This window comes from Acinetobacter sp. WZC-1, from assembly GCF_052544965.1.
In genome coordinates this window covers 1712010-1729090 of sequence record NZ_CP199370.1, presented here as the reverse complement: position 1 = coordinate 1729090, position 17081 = coordinate 1712010, and the positions used below count along the sequence as shown (strand labels likewise).

Below are 17081 nucleotides of genomic sequence, written 5' to 3'. Positions count from 1 at the left end.
CATGAAACACATTGTCATTCCTGCACGCTATGCCAGTTCCCGGTTACCGGGAAAGCCATTATTGCTGATTCATGGTCGGCCAATGGTTTTGCGTGTTGTGGATCAGGCACGCAAAGTGCAGGGTTTTGATGACCTGTGTGTTGCCACGGATGATCAGCGTATTGCTGACATCTGTCAGGTGGATGGCGTGGATGTGGTGATGACTGATCCTGATCATCCATCAGGAACCGATCGTTTAAGTGAAGTCGCGCGAATCAAGGGATGGAGTGCTGAGGATATCGTGGTCAATGTCCAGGGCGATGAACCCTTCCTGCCGGCACAGCTGGTGGGTCAGGTGGCGGATTTGCTGGTGAATCAGCCCGGCTGTTCAATGTCGACATTGTGCGAGCGCATTCATCAGCTGGACGAGTTTCAGCGCAGCAGTATTGTGAAAGTGGTGATCTCCAGGCTGAACGAGGCGTTATATTTCAGCCGTGCTGCGATTCCCTGTGACCGGGACGCGGCACAACAGGCTATTCCTCAGCTGCATCAGCAGGCTTATCGTCATCTGGGGCTGTATGCCTATCGGGTCAGTCTGCTGCAGGAGTTTGTCAGCTGGGATATGGGTGCACTGGAAAAACTGGAAAGCCTGGAGCAGTTAAGGGTGCTTGAAAACGGTCGTCGAATTGCCATTGATATTGCCCAGGTAAGCTTACCTCCAGGAGTAGATACCCAAGCCGACCTGGATCGTCTGAATGCAATGGATATGTCATATTTTGAGTCAATCTGAGCCAGGTGATTATTGATGGACGTTGTGGATTCAAAAGTTTACCCCTGGCAGGAACACAGTTGGGAAACCCTGACCGGACGTTTTCCTCAGCTGAGTCATGGCTTATTGTTCTATGGAAAAAAAGGCTGCGGTAAGCATGCGTTTGCACGACATTTCGTGGCCTGGGTACTGTGTCTGAATAAACAGGCAAATGGTGCCTGTGGTGAATGCAGCAGTTGCCAATGGCTGAAATCTGATACGCATCCAAATTATGTGCATATCAGTACGGATGAAGACAATAAAAAGCAGAATGCCCGTATTAAAATTGAAAAAATCCGGGATTTATTGCCTTTTGTCCAGCAGACCGTGGATGGCTGGCGTGTGATTGTGATTGAACCGGCAGAAGCCCTGAATATTGCCTCTGCCAATGCGCTACTGAAAACCCTGGAAGAGCCGGGCGAACGCGTAGTGATCATCCTGCTGGCGGATCATTATCTAAAACTGCCTGCAACCGTCCGCAGTCGTTTACAGCATGTTGCCCTGGACCGGATTTCAGCAGAACAGAGCCAGGCATATTTACAGCAACATCTACCGGAATCAGCAGCATCACAGCTTTCATTGCTCATGAATCTGTCCGGTCATATGCCGTTGCAGGCTGTTCAGCTGGCACACTCCGATTGGTTGCAGCGCCGGCATGAGTTCGTCCAGGACTGGGAAAAACTGGTGCTTCAGAAAAACATGCCACTTCACTATGCCACCAGGTGGAATAAGGAATTGAGTTTTATCGACTTTATGCAAATGCTCGATTATTTACTGTCAGATCTGGCCTGTATAAAGCTGAATCAGCAGATCAAAAATAATGATATGCAACCGGGGCTGGAGCGTTTGTCTGCGCAATATCAGCTGGAACAGCTTTTTACCTTATATGAGGATTTACAGCGATTCAGACAGCTGGCCGATCAGAATGTACAGAGTAATTTAATTATGGATCAATTATTTATAAAACTGATGAATTGTGGCCCATTTCTTGAATGATTCTGACCCATTGGCAGGAAATATGTGGTATAAAAATCGGAATACTGTAAATGGATTATATCAGGTGAGATACAGGTGAAAGAAATCAGTTACTCTGAGTTAAAAAAAACGCTGGATGGTTTTTCAGGTCAGGGAAAAGAACCTCAGCGAATTTTAATTGGCTACAAGACTTTTGCAAAACTGATGCGGGAAGAAAAATTTGCAGCGTCACTGCAGAAAATTGAAGGTAGTCCCTTACAGCGCTCGTTTAAAAAAATTATTATTAAGATTGTGCCGGAAAAGCATTATCTGGAAATCACCTGATTCCCCAATGAATCAGGCTGTTGCCCATCAACATCAATACCTGTTGTTATGCAGCTGCATGGTTAAGACGGATGAGAAGGGAATGATGATCGTCTGCTCAGCATTCAGGAAATATACTCGTATTGACATGGCCCCCATGTTTTCTTTTATCTGATGAGCTCAGCTCAAGTTGAATTTGCAGAGATTTGCAAAATGATTGTCATGTTTCGGTAAGACAAGTGGCTTAGGCTGATGATTGACAGGGTATGGTCATGCTATAGCTCTCGATCAATACGACAGTCATTTACAAAAAAGACAGTAACTTACAGAGAATTGTTGAAAAATGGTTTTATACCCTATATTATTCTATTAATTTATAGATTTTTAAATTAATATGGACAGCAGTGAACTGGAAAACGTTTCAGCTTTATTCCGTGCACTTTCTGATCAGGGGCGTCTGTCATTGGTTATGTTACTGGAAAGTGGCGAAAAGAGTGTAGGTGAACTCACGGAAGCAAGTGGGGATAAACTGGTCAATGTTTCTGCACGGTTACGTGACCTGTACCATGCCAGACTTGTTTCCAAAAGACGGGAGGGAAGAAACATTTATTATTCCCTGTCGGATAAACATGTTACTGAAATCATCCACAATGCCTGTGAGCATATAAGTGAATGTTAATGACAGAGGATAAGAAAATGAACTGTACCGAAAAACACCATGAAAACCATGATCATCAGCATGGAAAAGGTTGTGGGCATACTGCAATTGTACATGAGGACCATGTTGACTACCTGCATGACGGACATCTTCATCATCCGCATGGTGAGCATGTAGACGAGCATGTTCTTGAAGTCAGTGAAAAAAATCCGGATACCTGTACGCCGGAACATCGTTGTTCTGGTCATGAGCCCGGCCATGTACATGGGGTTGGTTGTGGCCATGAAGCGGTTCCGCACGGTGATCATATTGACTATCTGGTGGATGGTCATCTGCATCATCCACATGGTGATCACTGTGATAATCACGGGCCGGTTGAACTCGTGAACAACAAATAAAGCAGCAACAAATCAATAAAAAAGTCGCCAATGGGCGACTTTTTTATTGATCAATGATCTGGTTTTTATCGTCCAGGCAAGCCATAGCTGCACTGAACGCTCAGAATGCTTCTGAAAGGGCTGCGGCTGAAATTTTTCAGGATACAGACAAGACCGTTTTATGACTGAGCAAAATCCCGGATCAGCGCTTCTGCGGCCATGCGACCCAGCAGGTCTGAGGCCAGTGGACTGTCACCGGTAATCAGTCTGCGGTCCTGATGACATTTTCCTGTAATGTCACTGTTTAGAATTTCAACGCCCAGAGCTTTCAGTCTTTCACCCACCAGCCATGGCATCGGGCCGGGAATATAACCGATATCAATATTTGCACCGGTATCCAGGCTGTCTGGGAATACACAGATCTGATAGCCTTTGAACATATAGTTTTCAGGTGCTTCATCGATAGAGGCAGCCAGCAGGCCTGCCGGACCATGACACAGGGAAATCACATATTTATCTTCATGCATTGCCCATTGCAGAACGGATTTAACCGCTTTGCTTTGTGGAATACTGTTCATGACACCATGCCCACCGGGAATAAATACACCGACATAAGGTGAATGTGGACCCGTAATTTCCTCCAGGATATCTGTCAGTTTCAGCGGCGTGACCAACTGTGGCAAAAAATTCTGATAGGTGTTCATGACAAGTTCATCTTTTTCAGGCAATGCCCAGATCTCCAGTTTTACCGGGTTGCCGGACAGGGTGGCAACATCAATATCAAAACCGGCCTGGGTCATATGATACATGGGCAACAGCATTTCGACCGGATGGTTGCCGGTTGAAAAGAATTTCCCATCCTTCATTAATAAATAACGTTCATCGGATGCAATCATCAGAATTTTACGTTTTTTGTCAGTATTGGCACCGGCATAGGACACTGCTTTTGCCCCCGTGACTGGAGAGGTGTACTGACTCAGTGAATAAGGGGATGGGAAAAAGGCATTATGTTCTGCGGGATCCGGGGTCGGTTGTTTATGATCCTGTTCTATGGACATGATAATCTCCTGTAATCTGGATGATTGATGACTAAAAGCCTGATCAGGCTGTTTGCTTTTATGTTCAACTGTCTTTTTAGCTGGTCGATCTGCATGGCTGCTGAATCGATCGGGTATGGGACTGTCAATAAACGAGGGCACCCTGCGTGCAGTGAAATGATTAACTGATCGTCAGTTATAGTGATGCTGCAGCTTTAAGGATAAAGGCTGCAACTTCCTGTGGTCTGGATGCCAGTGACGCATGACTGGCTTCAAGCTCAATAATTTCCCTGGCGTTTAAACGGGCTGACATTTTTCGCTGATTATCCGGGGCAATCATACGATCCTGTGTTGAAATCTGATACCAGCAGGGTTTTACCTTCCATGCCGGTGCAGATATGGCATCTGAAAAGGTTGCAGCAAGTGGTGCTTTCTGGGCGACGGCCATCGCAATTGATTCTGATGGATCCAGGTCCTGACAGAAACCATCATGATATTGATCTGCCTTGATCCATAAATAACCGTCGCTGTCCGGGTAAAGGCTGGCCGCTGCCTGTGGTGGGTTCTGTTGGGTAATTGTCCCCGGGCTTTCTGAATGGTCGGGTGCAAAAGCGGCAATATAAACCAATCCGGCCACTTTCTCATGATTGCCGGCTTCAGTAATGACCGCCCCACCATATGAATGTCCCACCAATAGTACGGGGCCGCTGGCCTGGTTAATCATTTTATTTGTTCTTTCAACGTCATCTGCCAGTGAAGTCAGTGGAATTTCCACAGCCTGGACATTAAGGTTTTCTTTGACCAACAAGGGAATGACGTGTTGCCAATGCAGGGAATTTCCCCAGAAACCATGCACCAGGATAATTGTTGGTGATGTCATTTGTTATCTCCTTCTAATTTTAAATTTATCTAAATAATAGCGGATCAGCATGTTGTGAATGTTTGTTTTTTGTTGAAGACGATAGTAACCTATGGAATGATGAGTTTTAAATTTAAGTAATTAAAAAATAAAAATATTTTTTAATTATGAGTCTGGGCGTGCAAAGGGCAGGCTGCCCGGGGGGCTGTTGATGTGACTGTTGAACCAGCCGGAATTCAGTGGGCTTGCTGCCTGGCGGCAGTAGGTCTGCTGATAATAACTTCTATTGATTCAGTTGCATGCTATGTCTGATGCGATGAAAAAATTGCCCGGATGGATTTTATGCTGAGTATTGAGGGTATGGTGTGTATAGGGCTGGGTTAAAAATGGCAGATAAGATTAAACTTACTTCACAGAGTTAAAACTTATAAAATGATTGCAATTGAATGGTCATGTAAAATATCAGTGCAATATAAAGGAGTCGCTCAAATGTATAAAATAGTCGCCATGATTTTAATGCCGCTGGCAGGACTGGGTTGCAGCACTGTGCAGCAGCATAATGATCCATCTGCTATAAATGCGTCTGATGGGAAGACCATTTATCTTGAAGTTGCAGCGCATACACAGCTATGTCCAGGCATGGCACAACAGTTTGAATGTCTTCAGGTTCGGGAGGTCAGTTATGATCAGCAGGGCCATAAGGTGATCAAAAACCCGGAGTGGCATAATTTTTATAACGAAATAGAAGGCTATACCCATCGGCCGTCGGAACAGGCGTTATTAAAATTAAAAATGTATGAGATTGCTCATCCTGCTGCGGATGGTTCCAGTGTCAGGTATGTGTTTGACCAATATGTGGAAAGAAAACAATCCAGATAAAAAACACAGTTGATCCGGAGTCCAGTGCTTAGGGTGACATGGAGACAGCGGCTGTATGAGTCGTCGTTATTTATAGGGTTATTCTTTAACAATTTTAACAACAGTTCTTTAACAATGGGACAGGTGAGATTCTGGTAGTGGTGCCGGGATTAATTATCTATAATCAGAATGAGTCGATGCGGTATGTGCAGGGATACATGAAATTTATTTTCATGATTCAGTCTGCAATAGTGTACAGATGGTTTGGCAGAACAAAAATCATTCATACAGCTGCGGATACAAGTCTATGATGGATGATTGATAAAAATGAATGAATTTTGCATTATCCAGGGGGAATAATTATGCAGCCACGTATGGGCGGTTTATTACAGGTCAATATCCATGACAGGGCAACCCTGCAAGCCAGCTATATGCCCTTTGTTCAGGGCGGTGGTCTATTTATTCCATCAAAACAGCCGGTTAAGATGGGAGAGGAAGTATTTGTACTGGCCACTTTGCCGGATCAGTCACAGAAAATACCACTGACAGGCAAGGTCATCTGGATTTCACACAAACAGGTGGGAATGAAGCCACAGGGTTTTGCCATCCAGCTGTGCGGTGAAAAGGGCGTATATTACAAAATGGAAGCAGAAAAATTACTGGCCGGCAGTATGTTACTGGACCGTCCAGGCTTTACAATGTAAATCACTCATGACCAAAACGGGTAGTTACTGTGTTTGTTGATACGCACTGTCATTTAACAATGCTGGATCTTGAGCCATATGGTGGCAGTCTTGATGCAGCACTTCAGCAGGCACGGGATGCCGGGGTCTCCAGGATGATGGCGATTTCAGTTGATCTGGATGATCACATTGCACTGTCTGAAATTGCCTCACGGCATGCCGATGTTGGCTATAGTGTCGGTGTCCATCCCTGCGAAAATCCGGAGGTCATGCAGCGGGCAACGGTTGAGCAGTTGACTGCGCTGGCACGGCAGGACAGGGTCTGGGCACTGGGTGAAACCGGACTGGATTATTTTCACAGCACTGAATTTGTGACAGAACAAAAAGCCTGTTTTGCACGGCATATTCAGACTTCACAGATTGTCAAAAAACCGGTGGTGGTGCATACACGTGCGGCTAAGCATGACACGGTGGATATTATTCGGGCCGAGAAATCCACACATGGCATTCTGCATTGTTTCACCGAAGACTGGGAAACGGCAAAGGCCGTGCTGGACTGTGGTTATTACATTTCATTTTCAGGCATCGTGTCTTTTAAAAATGCCGGGGATCTACGGGAGGTTGCAAGGCAGGTTCCGCTAGATCGGCTATTGATTGAAACCGACAGCCCCTATCTGGCGCCAGTGCCCTACAGAGGAAAACCCAATGAACCGAAATATGTTCCTTATGTAGCCAAAGCCTTAAGTGATGTATATGATAAACCCCTCGAGGAGATTGCCTTGATTACGACACAGAACTTTGAAAACCTCCTGAGTCAAAAGTAAATATTTTAAATGGTTTAATGCAGGCAAGAAGAGAGTGATGAAGTGAAAATGGATCGTCAGGCTCAGTTCAGAGCGAGAGAAGTACTGATTTTTCAGGTTGCTGAACAGCTGCTGCTGGAAAATGGTGAATCCGGGATGACACTGGACGTACTCGCAGCGGAGCTGGATCTGGCTAAAGGTACACTTTATAAACATTTCCAGAGTAAGGATGAGTTATATATGTTGCTTATTATCCGTAATGAGCGCATGTTGCTGGAAATGGTCCGTGATGCAGAAAAAACGTTTCCTGAGCATCTGGCTTTCTTTATGCTACATCATTTGCATCATCCTGAACGTGCTGTGTTGTTTCATCAGATTGAAGAGCGTCTATCGACTACAGGGCAGGGCATTCACCATTTATTCAGTGAGTTATATCAGGTGCGCAAGCAGCGTCTGCGTATCATCATCAGTATGACGGAAGACTACCTGGCGACGGTTCAGAGCAGCATGACGGTCCGTGATTATCTTGCTTCCATCTGGTCTGTGACTCAGGGTGGAGCGGCAATTCTGAATTCAAGTTTTTATCAGCGTTATCTGGGAAGCCGGGACACCCTGCGGGTTGCATTGATTGATCAGGCATTGGCCATGCCGGAGCATCAGTCAGTGAATGCACAGATGAATTAAAGGCCACTCATGAAAACAGGATCATCATCCAGGTCTGTGGCGGGTTTTACACTGATAGAGCTGATGGTGGTGATTGTTATTATCAGCATTATGGCCTCATTGATTATTCTGAATATTGATGGTGTGGACCAGCGTAAAGCCATGCAGGCACGTGAATTGCTGATCCTGGATCTGAGAAAAATCAATCGTGAAGCCAATGACCAGGCACGTATCTATGCGCTGAATGTCCAGTATGCGACGGATGTTGCATCATTCGGTTATGGAATTGATGAGTATCTGATGGTGTCAGGGAACCGGCCGGGCCAGCCTCAGCCGGTTGGGCAGAACCAGTGGAAGGCGGTCACGGACTTTGAACAGAGAAAATTGCCTGATCATGTCTCTTTCAGTATCACCGAACAGGAACATCAATATCAGAATGCCGGTAACAGTGATCTGGTGGGCGGAAATGCGCCTAAATTGATCTGGTTCGGTAACGGTGAAGCCAAACCGGTTTCCATACAGATGTACTATGACCAGACCCCTGTGGGTGATGTCATTAACATCGATTATCTGGGTAAAATCAATGAAAACTGATCAGGGTTTTACGTTAATTGAGGTGGTGGTTGCCCTGGCGATTTTTGCAATTGCGGCAATTGCCCTGAGCAATGTAGCCATGCAATATACCCAGTCAACAGCCAATGCCATTTTAAGAACCAAGGCACAGTTTGTCGCACAGAATGAAATTGCACAGATGCAGATTAATGGCGAATGGCTGGAGGGGACTCAGTCGAAACAGGTGACATCCCAGGGGGAAACCTGGCAGATTGACAAAAAATCAGAAGCCACCATCAGTCCCAGTGTGCAAAGGATTGATATTCAGGTGAGTTTGTTTAATACCGCACTCGGTAAGGTTGACTCAGGCATCACTACAATGGTGTTTTTCAACTACCCGAGCAAAGTAGAACAACAACAATGAAAAGCCGGCCAGTTATGAAGAATAAAACAACAATGAAGCATCATGGGGTGGCTGCGGCAACAGGAACATCCCGTGGATTTACGCTGGTTGAGCTATTGGTGGCCATTGCCATTTTTGCTGTATTGTCAGCACTGGGATGGAAAGTGCTGGACTACCTGATAAAGACCAAAGAACGTAATAGCATGCACGAAGAGAGTCTGGGGCAGTTGCAGGAAGCATATCAGCAGATTCAGCGGGACACTTTGCAGATGATGCCCATGACTGCAAATACCAATGGAGAAATACAGCCGGCTTTAGTGCTGGAAGATCAGCGTTTAATCTTCAGTAAAGCCGGTGTGACAGATCCGCTGAAACAGGGTCTGTCGCCGTATGAACGTGTTGAATACCAATATAATGCGCAGGATAAAAAAATTTATCGGCTAAAATACAGCCATTTGAATACCGGCAGTACCGAGCAGCCATTATCAAGTGTCTTGCTGACAGATGTCGATCAGTACCAGATTATGGCATTGAACCCGGGTGAGCTGCCACGATGGCCTGAAACCACAGAAGAGGGCAATAAGGATCAGGCTGCCCGATTACGTCGATTACTGCCGCATGGCCTGAAAATGAAATTCAGTATACATGGTGTTGAATATGAATGGATATTCAGTGTATTAAATACAGATTTTCTGATCATGCAGCAGGACCAATCCAGTGCACCGGGAAATAATGGAGATGCTCAGGGTAGCGGCAGTCAGCCACAGAGCAGCGGTTCACAGAAGTCCGCAGAATCCGGTGGTGCCCAGCATGATATCTGATATGAAACAGCAACGGGGCATTGCATTACTGACCATTCTGGTGATGGTGGCACTGGCGACTATTCTTGCTGCAACTATTGCAAAACGTCAGCACAATACCTATGAAAATACGGCCTATCTGATGCGCCAGAACCAGGCACTGGCTTATGCAAAAAGTGCCGAGGCTTTTTTCTCGGAACTGCTGTTGCAGGACAGTGAAAGTTCTGCAGATGCCGATTACCTACAGGAAAGCTGGGCACAGCCCATGCCGTCTTTTCCGGTTGAAGATGGCATGGTCAGTGGTTATCTGGAAGATGAGTCCGGGAAATTCAATTTAAACAGTCTGCTGAAAAAAGATGGCACTGTAAATGAAAACGCCCAGAAGTTTTTTGAAAAACTGCTGGTGCGTGTCGGTTTACCGCCGGAATCCAGTCAGGCGGTCATTGACTGGCAGGATGACGATGATGCGGCCATTGGGGCGATGGGAGCGGAGAGCAGTTATTATCAGGGATTGCCCAACGGATACCTGGCTGCAAATGCCCCCTTTCATTCCATTGAAGAGCTCAGGCAGGTCCGGGGTTTTGAAGGAAAGAATTTTGAACTGATCGCCCCCTATATTTCGGCATTGCCTGATGCTGAAACCAAAATTAACATCAATACTGCACTGCCTTTGTTACTGGCTTGTGTGGACGAAAAACTGGATGTCAATGCCGTGCAGGACGCCCTGCAAAAAAAGCTGAATGGCACCGAACATTTTACCGGTGTGGATCAGTTATTGGCGTTGCCGCCTTTTGATACACTCAGTGAAGAATCCAGACCATTGGTCAGTGACCTGTTTGACGTAAAATCCAGTTTTTTTGTGGCACGGATTGAGGTGGTCTTAAGTAACCGAAAGAGACAATTTACCAGTCATCTGATCCGGGTTAATGGTCAGGTCAGTGTTTATGCAAGAAGCCTGGCGCCATTTATTTCGGACCGGGCACCCGCGGCTCAGCCTTGATTCTGCCGGTAAATCTGTATGCCGTGACTGAGATACTGCCGGATCCTGCGTATAAAGGCCGTTAATCAATACACATACGTGTTAAAATTAATGCTATGAGTTTCTATTTTGCTTTATAATCAAATTTCTTAACGTTTTGTTGATATCCCTGACACATGTTAATCCGTAAGCTGTTTAAGTTTGAAAACGCACATATTGTGCGCAATTGCACATCAGACCGCTGCAAGCGTTCGATTCACGGGCACAGTTATAAAGTGGAACTGTTGCTTAAGGCTTCGAAGCTTGATCACGGTCAGATGGTCTATGACTTTGGTTTACTCAAAGGGGTAATCAGGGACCTGTTTGACAGTTTTGACCATGCAATCTGTTTCTGGCAGAACGATAGTGCCGATTATATACAGGCCTGTAAGACCTTCAGTGCAAGATGGATTGCCTTACCGGTTTCACCTTCGGCTGAACAGTTTTCACGGATTTTTTTCTACCTGGCCCAGCAGATTTTAAAAGCCACCATTACTCAGAATGGTGAAGGTGATGTTGAAGTTTATTCTGTGATTGTGCATGAAACAGATACCGGTTATGCCCAGAGTTTTCTTGAAGATATTGACAATGAACAGATGGGCAGACTGAATCTGGAACAGATCGTATTTTCTGAGCAGGTACAGTCGGAGTGGGCGGACCCGCAGATGTTTGAAAACCTGAAACAGGGGCTTAAATTTCAGAATCCACAGGTTGACTTACAGGTCCGGATTTAAGGAAATTTGCCAGGTCATTTTTGAATAATAACGAATGGACTCAGGACAAAATATTGATGCAGCTGACTGAACAGGAACAAATTAAATTAAATCAGGTTCGGTTGGATGACAGCTGGAAAAACAGCCTGGCAGAGTTTTTACTCAGTCCGAAAATGGACGAGCTGCGCTCATTCCTGAACACAGAGCGGCAGGCGGACAAAGTGATTTACCCTCCGGGATCACAAATATTCAATGCACTGAATACCACACCGCTTCATCAGGTCAGAGCAGTGATTCTGGGTCAGGACCCCTATCATGGACCTGACCAGGCTCATGGATTAAGTTTTTCTGTACAAAGAGGGCTTGCATTACCGCCTTCTTTACGTAATATTTTTCATGAATTACAGACCGATCTGGGGGTGCCGCCCTCCAGGCATGGCGACCTGAGTCAATGGGCACAACAGGGTGTATTGTTATTGAACAGTGTCCTGACGGTTGAAGCCGGGCAACCGACATCTCATCAGAAGCGTGGATGGGAAGAATTTACCGATACAGTCATTGATGTGCTGAATGAGCAGCGTGAGCATATCGTTTTTATCCTGTGGGGAGCATATGCACAACGCAAGGGACAACGTATCAATCAGAACAGACATCTGGTTCTAAAGGCTGCTCATCCATCACCACTGGCGGCAAACCGGGGTGGTTTTTTTGGTTGTAAGGTTTTTTCAAAAACCAATCATTATCTGAAACAAAATGGCATTGAGCCCATAGACTGGCAGTTGGACGCATGACAAATTCTTCTGAAATCAATCACTATCATCCCGACTTAATTGTAGAAGAGGCACAGAATGGCTGGCGAATTGTCCGCCTGAACCGCCCGAAGTCGCTGCATGCGCTGGATGAGTCCATTACCACAGCCTTACTGAAATTATTTCAGGACTCCCATACGGATGATACCGTCAAGGCGATCTGGCTGGATTCGACCACACCCAAGGCATTCTGTGCCGGTGGCGACGTCAGAAAACTGCGTCAGCTGGTGATCAATAACGAAGTGGATGCGGCCAATAAGTTCTTTGAGCAGGAATATGCACTTGATTTGCTGCTGCATGATTATGCCAAGCCTGTGGTGGTCTGGGGTGAGGGCTACGTCATGGGTGGCGGGCTCGGGTTGTTCATGGCAGCACCATTCCGGCTGGTGACATCACACTCCCGACTGGCGATGCCGGAAGTCAATATTGGGCTTTATCCGGACGTCGGTGCCAGTCGTTTCCTTGCAGACCGCGGACCGATCGGGCTGTTTACAGGGTTGACTGGTTCCATTATGACTTCGGCCGGCGCCTATGGTATTGGCTGGGCGACGCATATCTGTGATGCGCAGCGTGACAGCGTGTTGCAAAAATTACTGGATATTGACTGGGAACATTATCCGGCGGGTGATTTCCGGGCGCTGGATGATACCTTGAATGGGCTGCATCGTCCGGTTCCGCCAGGCCCATTGCAAAACTCGCTGGATGTGATTCACAGTGTCTGCCGTGGGGTCAGTTTTGAGCAGGACTATGAAGCCATCATTGGTTTAAGTGATGCACGCAGTGACTGGTTGCGTCAGGCCAGTGAAAATCTGCAAAAGGGTTCACCCAGTACAGCAGCCATTACCTGGTTACTGTGGCAGTGGGGACGGCAGGTGCATCCGTGGCATGAAGTTTTTGCACTGGAAACCCAGATTTCTGACTGGAAAATACGCCATCCGGATTTTGTGGAAGGTGTTCGTGCGCGGCTGGTGGATAAGGATCTGTCTCCCGAGTGGCAGGCACATGATTCCATGACCCTCAAGGGGATTTTATCCGGTAATCCACCTGTGACGAATATGGACAGCTGGAATGCGCTGTTAAAACATTATGAGATTATTTAAATACACCGTGATTGCGCATGACTGAACATCAAAAGCCGGAAAATGCTGAATCTGAAGGTATTCAACAGCGACAGAAGCAGCAGGCTGAAGATGAGAAATGGATGCACTGTGCTTTTGAACAGGCGGCGTCAGCAGCGCTGATGGGGGAAGTGCCTGTCGGTGCGGTTATTGTCAGTCAGGGGGAAATTATTGGTCGGGGATTTAATCAGCTGATTTCACGGCATGATCCGACTGCCCATGCTGAAATCCAGGCCCTGCGTGAGGCCTGCGAAAAAATACAGAATTATCGCCTGCCGGAAGATTCAACCCTGTATGTCACACTTGAGCCCTGTACCATGTGTGTTGGCGCGCTGATTCATTCACGGGTCAGTCGTGTGGTTTTTGCAGCCACTGAGCCGAAAGCCGGTTCCCTGGTCAGTGCACGGCGCTTATTGGACAGTGGTTATTATAACCATGTCTTTACATTTGAAGGCGGTTGCTTACAGGAGCAATGTTCAGCGCAATTGTCCGATTTTTTTAAAATGCGGCGTGAACAGAAAAAACAACAGCGGGCCAGACAAATGGACGGTGTGGAACAGGCAAACGATGCCGAATAAAAAACCATGTCAAATAAAAAAATGGTGTCAAACAGAAAACGTCGGACAAAAAAACAGGGCTGAATGAGCTGAATCAGTCAGAATGCTTCGATCATTGTTCACAAAAACTATCGGCATCAACAGGGAATTGATCATGAACACCATTCAGATTACAACAGAATTTAATGCACCCATAGATCAGGTATTTGAATTACTTTCAAAACATGCCAGCTATAATGTTGCTTTTGCACCGATTCAGGTGGTCCGGGTGACTGATGCTGCTGATCCTGAACATCCGGATGGGCTTGGCTCAGTGCGCCGCATGGGGTTTGGTCCTGTAAAGCCACTGATGGAACAGATTACCCGGTTTGAGGTGAATCAGCGTATTGAATATCAGCTGATTAACAATCCATTCATCAGGCATCATATCGGTATTATTGAGTTTCAGGCATTGGCACCGAAGAAAACCCTGGTCAGCTATACGATTGAATTACAGGCAAAAGTCCCTTTTGTCAGTCAATTAATACTTGCACAGCTTAAATTGGCGATTAAACTTGGTCTGAGTAAACTGGCAAAATCTATCGCTTAAACTGGACATGCAATGACAATTCAAATTATTACCATCGATGGTCCCAGCGGTTCCGGCAAGGGAACCCTGGCAGCAAAACTTGCGGATCACTATCAGTTTCATCTGCTGGATTCGGGGGCATTGTATCGATTGCTTGGATTATCATTACACAAAAAAGACCTGCTCGATTCCCTGGAAGATCAACAGGGTCTTAAACAAAGCGTTACAATTGCAACGGCGCTGGATATCTGTTTTCAGAGTACGGAACAGGGCATTTCCATTCTGCTGGATGGTGAAGACGTTACACAGACCATCCGCACAGAACGTGTCGGCGAGTTTGCCTCAAAAGTTGCTGCAATTCCTGAGCTTAGAGCTGCCTTGTTGAGCCGGCAGCGCGCTTTTGTCAGGCTGCCGGGGCTGGTGGCCGACGGCCGTGATATGGCAACCTCTGTCTTTCCGGAAGCCCAGGCCAAGATTTATTTGACCGCTTCGGCAGCATCCAGGGCGGAGCGTCGGGTAAAACAGTTGCAGGCTATGGGCCTGGATGTTAAAATAAGCGACATTTTGGCTAATATACAGGCCAGGGACAAGCGTGATATGGAAAGAACCGTGGCGCCACTGAAGCCGGCGGTTGATGCCTATATCATTGACAGCTCTGATCTGAACATTGATGAAGTCTTCACCCTGATGACTGATTTTGTCAATGAAAAGTTGGCCGGATAACCAATATATCACCGAATATTTGCCAAAGCATAGCCTGATCAGTTTTTATATGGACTATGTGGAAGCCTAACTGAACCGGCCCTGTCTGATCCAGGACCGCTGACTTTACCAGGTATATCATGACCGAATCTTTTGCAGCCCTCTTTGAAGCAAGTGAATTAAACCTCAACGTTGAAAAGGGTGCCGTCATCCAGGGTATTGTTGTCAGCATTGACTCTGACTGGGTAACTGTTGATACAGGCCTTAAATCTGAAGGTGTTGTTGCACGTGCTGAATTTTTAAATGAGCAGCGTGAACTTGAAGTTCAGGTGGGCGACACTGTGGATGTTGTTGTTGAAGCACTCGACAACGGTATGGGACAGACTGTTTTATCACGTGAAAAAGCCAAACGTGCTGAAACATGGACAAAACTTGAAAAAATCTTTGAAGATGGTGAAATTGTTACCGGTGTTATCTCCGGTAAGGTAAAAGGTGGTTTCACTGTTGACATCGGTCCGGTACGTGCGTTCCTGCCAGGTTCTCTGGTGGACACTCGTCCGATCCGTGATACAACTCACCTTGAAGGTAAGGAACTTGAATTCAAGGTCATCAAACTTGATGCCAAGCGTAACAACGTGGTCGTATCCCGTCGTGCCGTCATGGAAGCTGAATCTTCAGCTGATCGTGAAGCGCTGCTTTCCCAGCTGGAAGAAGGTCAGACCGTTACCGGTACCATCAAGAACCTGACTGACTACGGTGCATTCGTTGACCTTGGCGGTATTGATGGTCTTCTGCATATCACGGATATGGCCTGGAAACGTATCAAACACCCTTCAGAAGTGGTTGAAGTGGGTCAGGAAGTTACAGTTAAAGTTCTTAAATTTGATAAAGAACGTAACCGTGTATCCCTGGGTCTGAAACAACTGGGTGAAGATCCGTGGTTAGCGATCATGAACCGTTATCCTAAAGGTTCCATCGTTAAGGCGCGTGTAACCAACTTAACTGACTATGGTTGCTTTGCTGAAATCGCTGAAGGCGTTGAAGGCCTGGTACACGTTTCAGAAATGGACCACACCAACAAAAACATTCATCCATCCAAAGTGGTTCAGATTGGTGATGAAGTGGATGTCATGGTACTTGAAGTGGATGAAGAACGTCGTCGTATTTCTCTTGGTATCAAACAGACTCGCGCGAATCCGTGGGAAGAGTTTGCCAAGGCACATGAAAAAGGCGAAAAAGTTTCCGGTACAATCAAATCAATCACTGATTTCGGTATCTTTATTGGTTTACCTGGCGGTATTGACGGTCTGGTTCACCTGTCTGATATTTCCTGGAACGAACAGGGTGAAGAGGCGATTCGTCGTTACAAGAAAGGTGATACCGTTGAAGCCGTTATTCTGTCTGTAGACGCTGAAGGTAACCGCATCAGTCTGGGAATCAAGCAGCTGAACAATGATCCGTTCAATGACTTCCTGGCTGCAAACGAACGTGGTGCGCTGGTAAAAGGCACTGTCACTTCTGTTGATGCCAAAGGTGCTGTTGTTAAACTGGGTGATGAAATTGAAGCGCAGTTAAAAGCGTCTGAAATTAATCGTGACCGCGTTGAAGATGCAACTAAATTCCTGGAAGTTGGTCAGGAAGTTGAAGCGAAAATCATCAACGTTGATCGTAAATCCCGCTCTATCAACCTGTCGATCAAAGCGAAAGACGAAGCTGAAGAGAAGGAAGCTGTTGCGAACTTACGTCAGGCGACTGCTGGTCAGGACAATGGTCCTAAAACCATCGGTGATCTGATCAAAGCGCAAATGAATCCCTGAGTTGAAGTAAAAAAGTATTAT

The 17081-nt window shown here is 46.3% G+C and carries 22 protein-coding genes; 20 read left to right on the top strand and 2 right to left on the bottom strand.

Features of this window, described 5'->3' with window-relative positions; translation table 11 throughout:
• Position 1 precedes the first annotated feature (1 nt).
• From kdsB to ACT6PV_RS07975, 5 genes are all read left to right on the top strand, one after another.
• Entirely contained in the window at positions 2–769 is a 768-nt protein-coding gene (kdsB, locus tag ACT6PV_RS07995) for a 3-deoxy-manno-octulosonate cytidylyltransferase (RefSeq protein ID WP_445115871.1), read from the top strand.
• Between the two features lie 15 nt (positions 770–784).
• On the top strand, positions 785–1783 hold the full coding sequence (locus ACT6PV_RS07990; RefSeq protein ID WP_445115870.1) for a DNA polymerase III subunit delta' C-terminal domain-containing protein: 999 nt from the start codon (positions 785–787) through the stop codon (positions 1781–1783).
• A gap of 75 nt (positions 1784–1858) precedes the next feature.
• Positions 1859–2086, top strand: a complete 228-nt coding sequence (locus ACT6PV_RS07985) for a hypothetical protein (protein WP_445115869.1) — start codon at positions 1859–1861, stop codon at positions 2084–2086.
• Positions 2087–2459: 373 nt separating this feature from the next.
• On the top strand, positions 2460–2744 hold the full coding sequence (locus ACT6PV_RS07980; protein WP_445115868.1) for an ArsR/SmtB family transcription factor: 285 nt from the start codon (positions 2460–2462) through the stop codon (positions 2742–2744).
• Between the two features lie 17 nt (positions 2745–2761).
• Complete coding sequence (locus ACT6PV_RS07975) at positions 2762–3121, top strand: hypothetical protein (protein ID WP_445115867.1); 360 nt, start codon at positions 2762–2764, stop codon at positions 3119–3121.
• 158 nt (positions 3122–3279) lie between these two features.
• Here ACT6PV_RS07975 and hchA read toward each other — a convergent pair whose 3' ends face one another.
• Positions 3280–4158, bottom strand: a complete 879-nt coding sequence (gene hchA, locus ACT6PV_RS07970) for a glyoxalase III HchA (protein WP_445115866.1) — start codon at positions 4156–4158, stop codon at positions 3280–3282.
• 175 nt (positions 4159–4333) lie between these two features.
• Positions 4334–5017 (bottom strand): alpha/beta hydrolase, encoded by a 684-nt coding sequence (locus tag ACT6PV_RS07965; RefSeq protein ID WP_445115865.1) that lies wholly within the window; start codon positions 5015–5017, stop codon positions 4334–4336.
• Positions 5018–5485: 468 nt separating this feature from the next.
• Between ACT6PV_RS07965 and ACT6PV_RS07960 the strand changes: the two genes are divergently transcribed.
• From ACT6PV_RS07960 to rpsA, 15 genes are all read left to right on the top strand, one after another.
• On the top strand, positions 5486–5875 hold the full coding sequence (locus ACT6PV_RS07960; protein WP_445115864.1) for a DUF4377 domain-containing protein: 390 nt from the start codon (positions 5486–5488) through the stop codon (positions 5873–5875).
• Positions 5876–6216: 341 nt separating this feature from the next.
• The gene (locus tag ACT6PV_RS07955) at positions 6217–6558 is read left to right on the top strand and encodes a PilZ domain-containing protein (protein ID WP_445115863.1); all 342 of its coding nucleotides are present in this window, start codon (positions 6217–6219) and stop codon (positions 6556–6558) included.
• Between the two features lie 29 nt (positions 6559–6587).
• Positions 6588–7361 carry a TatD family hydrolase gene (locus tag ACT6PV_RS07950; RefSeq protein WP_445115862.1) on the top strand — a complete coding sequence of 258 codons (774 nt, stop codon included), beginning with the start codon at positions 6588–6590 and terminating at the stop codon, positions 7359–7361.
• Positions 7362–7409: 48 nt separating this feature from the next.
• Positions 7410–8024 carry a TetR/AcrR family transcriptional regulator gene (locus ACT6PV_RS07945; protein WP_445117066.1) on the top strand — a complete coding sequence of 205 codons (615 nt, stop codon included), beginning with the start codon at positions 7410–7412 and terminating at the stop codon, positions 8022–8024.
• 9 nt (positions 8025–8033) lie between these two features.
• On the top strand, positions 8034–8597 hold the full coding sequence (locus ACT6PV_RS07940; RefSeq protein ID WP_445115861.1) for a type II secretion system protein: 564 nt from the start codon (positions 8034–8036) through the stop codon (positions 8595–8597).
• Positions 8587–8979: a type II secretion system minor pseudopilin GspI gene (gspI, locus tag ACT6PV_RS07935; protein WP_445115860.1), complete on the top strand. Its 393-nt coding sequence runs from the start codon at positions 8587–8589 to the stop codon at positions 8977–8979. Before ACT6PV_RS07940 ends, gspI begins: the two co-directional genes overlap by 11 nt.
• Before the next feature lie 14 nt (positions 8980–8993).
• Positions 8994–9779, top strand: coding sequence for a type II secretion system minor pseudopilin GspJ (gene gspJ / locus ACT6PV_RS07930; protein WP_445115859.1), 786 nt, complete (start codon positions 8994–8996; stop codon positions 9777–9779).
• On the top strand, positions 9769–10758 hold the full coding sequence (gene gspK / locus ACT6PV_RS07925; RefSeq protein WP_445115858.1) for a type II secretion system minor pseudopilin GspK: 990 nt from the start codon (positions 9769–9771) through the stop codon (positions 10756–10758). The genes gspJ and gspK overlap by 11 nt, the downstream gene beginning before the upstream one ends.
• Positions 10759–10913: 155 nt before the next feature.
• Positions 10914–11510 (top strand): 6-pyruvoyl trahydropterin synthase family protein, encoded by a 597-nt coding sequence (locus ACT6PV_RS07920; protein ID WP_445115857.1) that lies wholly within the window; start codon positions 10914–10916, stop codon positions 11508–11510.
• Between the two features lie 56 nt (positions 11511–11566).
• Positions 11567–12280: a uracil-DNA glycosylase gene (ung, locus tag ACT6PV_RS07915; RefSeq protein ID WP_445117065.1), complete on the top strand. Its 714-nt coding sequence runs from the start codon at positions 11567–11569 to the stop codon at positions 12278–12280.
• The gene (locus ACT6PV_RS07910) at positions 12277–13398 is read left to right on the top strand and encodes an enoyl-CoA hydratase/isomerase family protein (RefSeq protein ID WP_445115856.1); all 1122 of its coding nucleotides are present in this window, start codon (positions 12277–12279) and stop codon (positions 13396–13398) included. Before ung ends, ACT6PV_RS07910 begins: the two co-directional genes overlap by 4 nt.
• 17 nt (positions 13399–13415) lie before the next feature.
• Positions 13416–13994, top strand: coding sequence for a tRNA adenosine(34) deaminase TadA (gene tadA / locus ACT6PV_RS07905; protein WP_445115855.1), 579 nt, complete (start codon positions 13416–13418; stop codon positions 13992–13994).
• A gap of 133 nt (positions 13995–14127) precedes the next feature.
• The gene (locus tag ACT6PV_RS07900) at positions 14128–14562 is read left to right on the top strand and encodes an SRPBCC family protein (protein ID WP_445115854.1); all 435 of its coding nucleotides are present in this window, start codon (positions 14128–14130) and stop codon (positions 14560–14562) included.
• Positions 14563–14574: 12 nt separating this feature from the next.
• Positions 14575–15264: a (d)CMP kinase gene (gene cmk, locus ACT6PV_RS07895; protein WP_445115853.1), complete on the top strand. Its 690-nt coding sequence runs from the start codon at positions 14575–14577 to the stop codon at positions 15262–15264.
• 119 nt (positions 15265–15383) lie between these two features.
• Positions 15384–17060, top strand: a complete 1677-nt coding sequence (rpsA, locus tag ACT6PV_RS07890; protein ID WP_445115852.1) for a 30S ribosomal protein S1 — start codon at positions 15384–15386, stop codon at positions 17058–17060.
• The last annotated feature ends 21 nt before the right edge of the window (positions 17061–17081 follow it).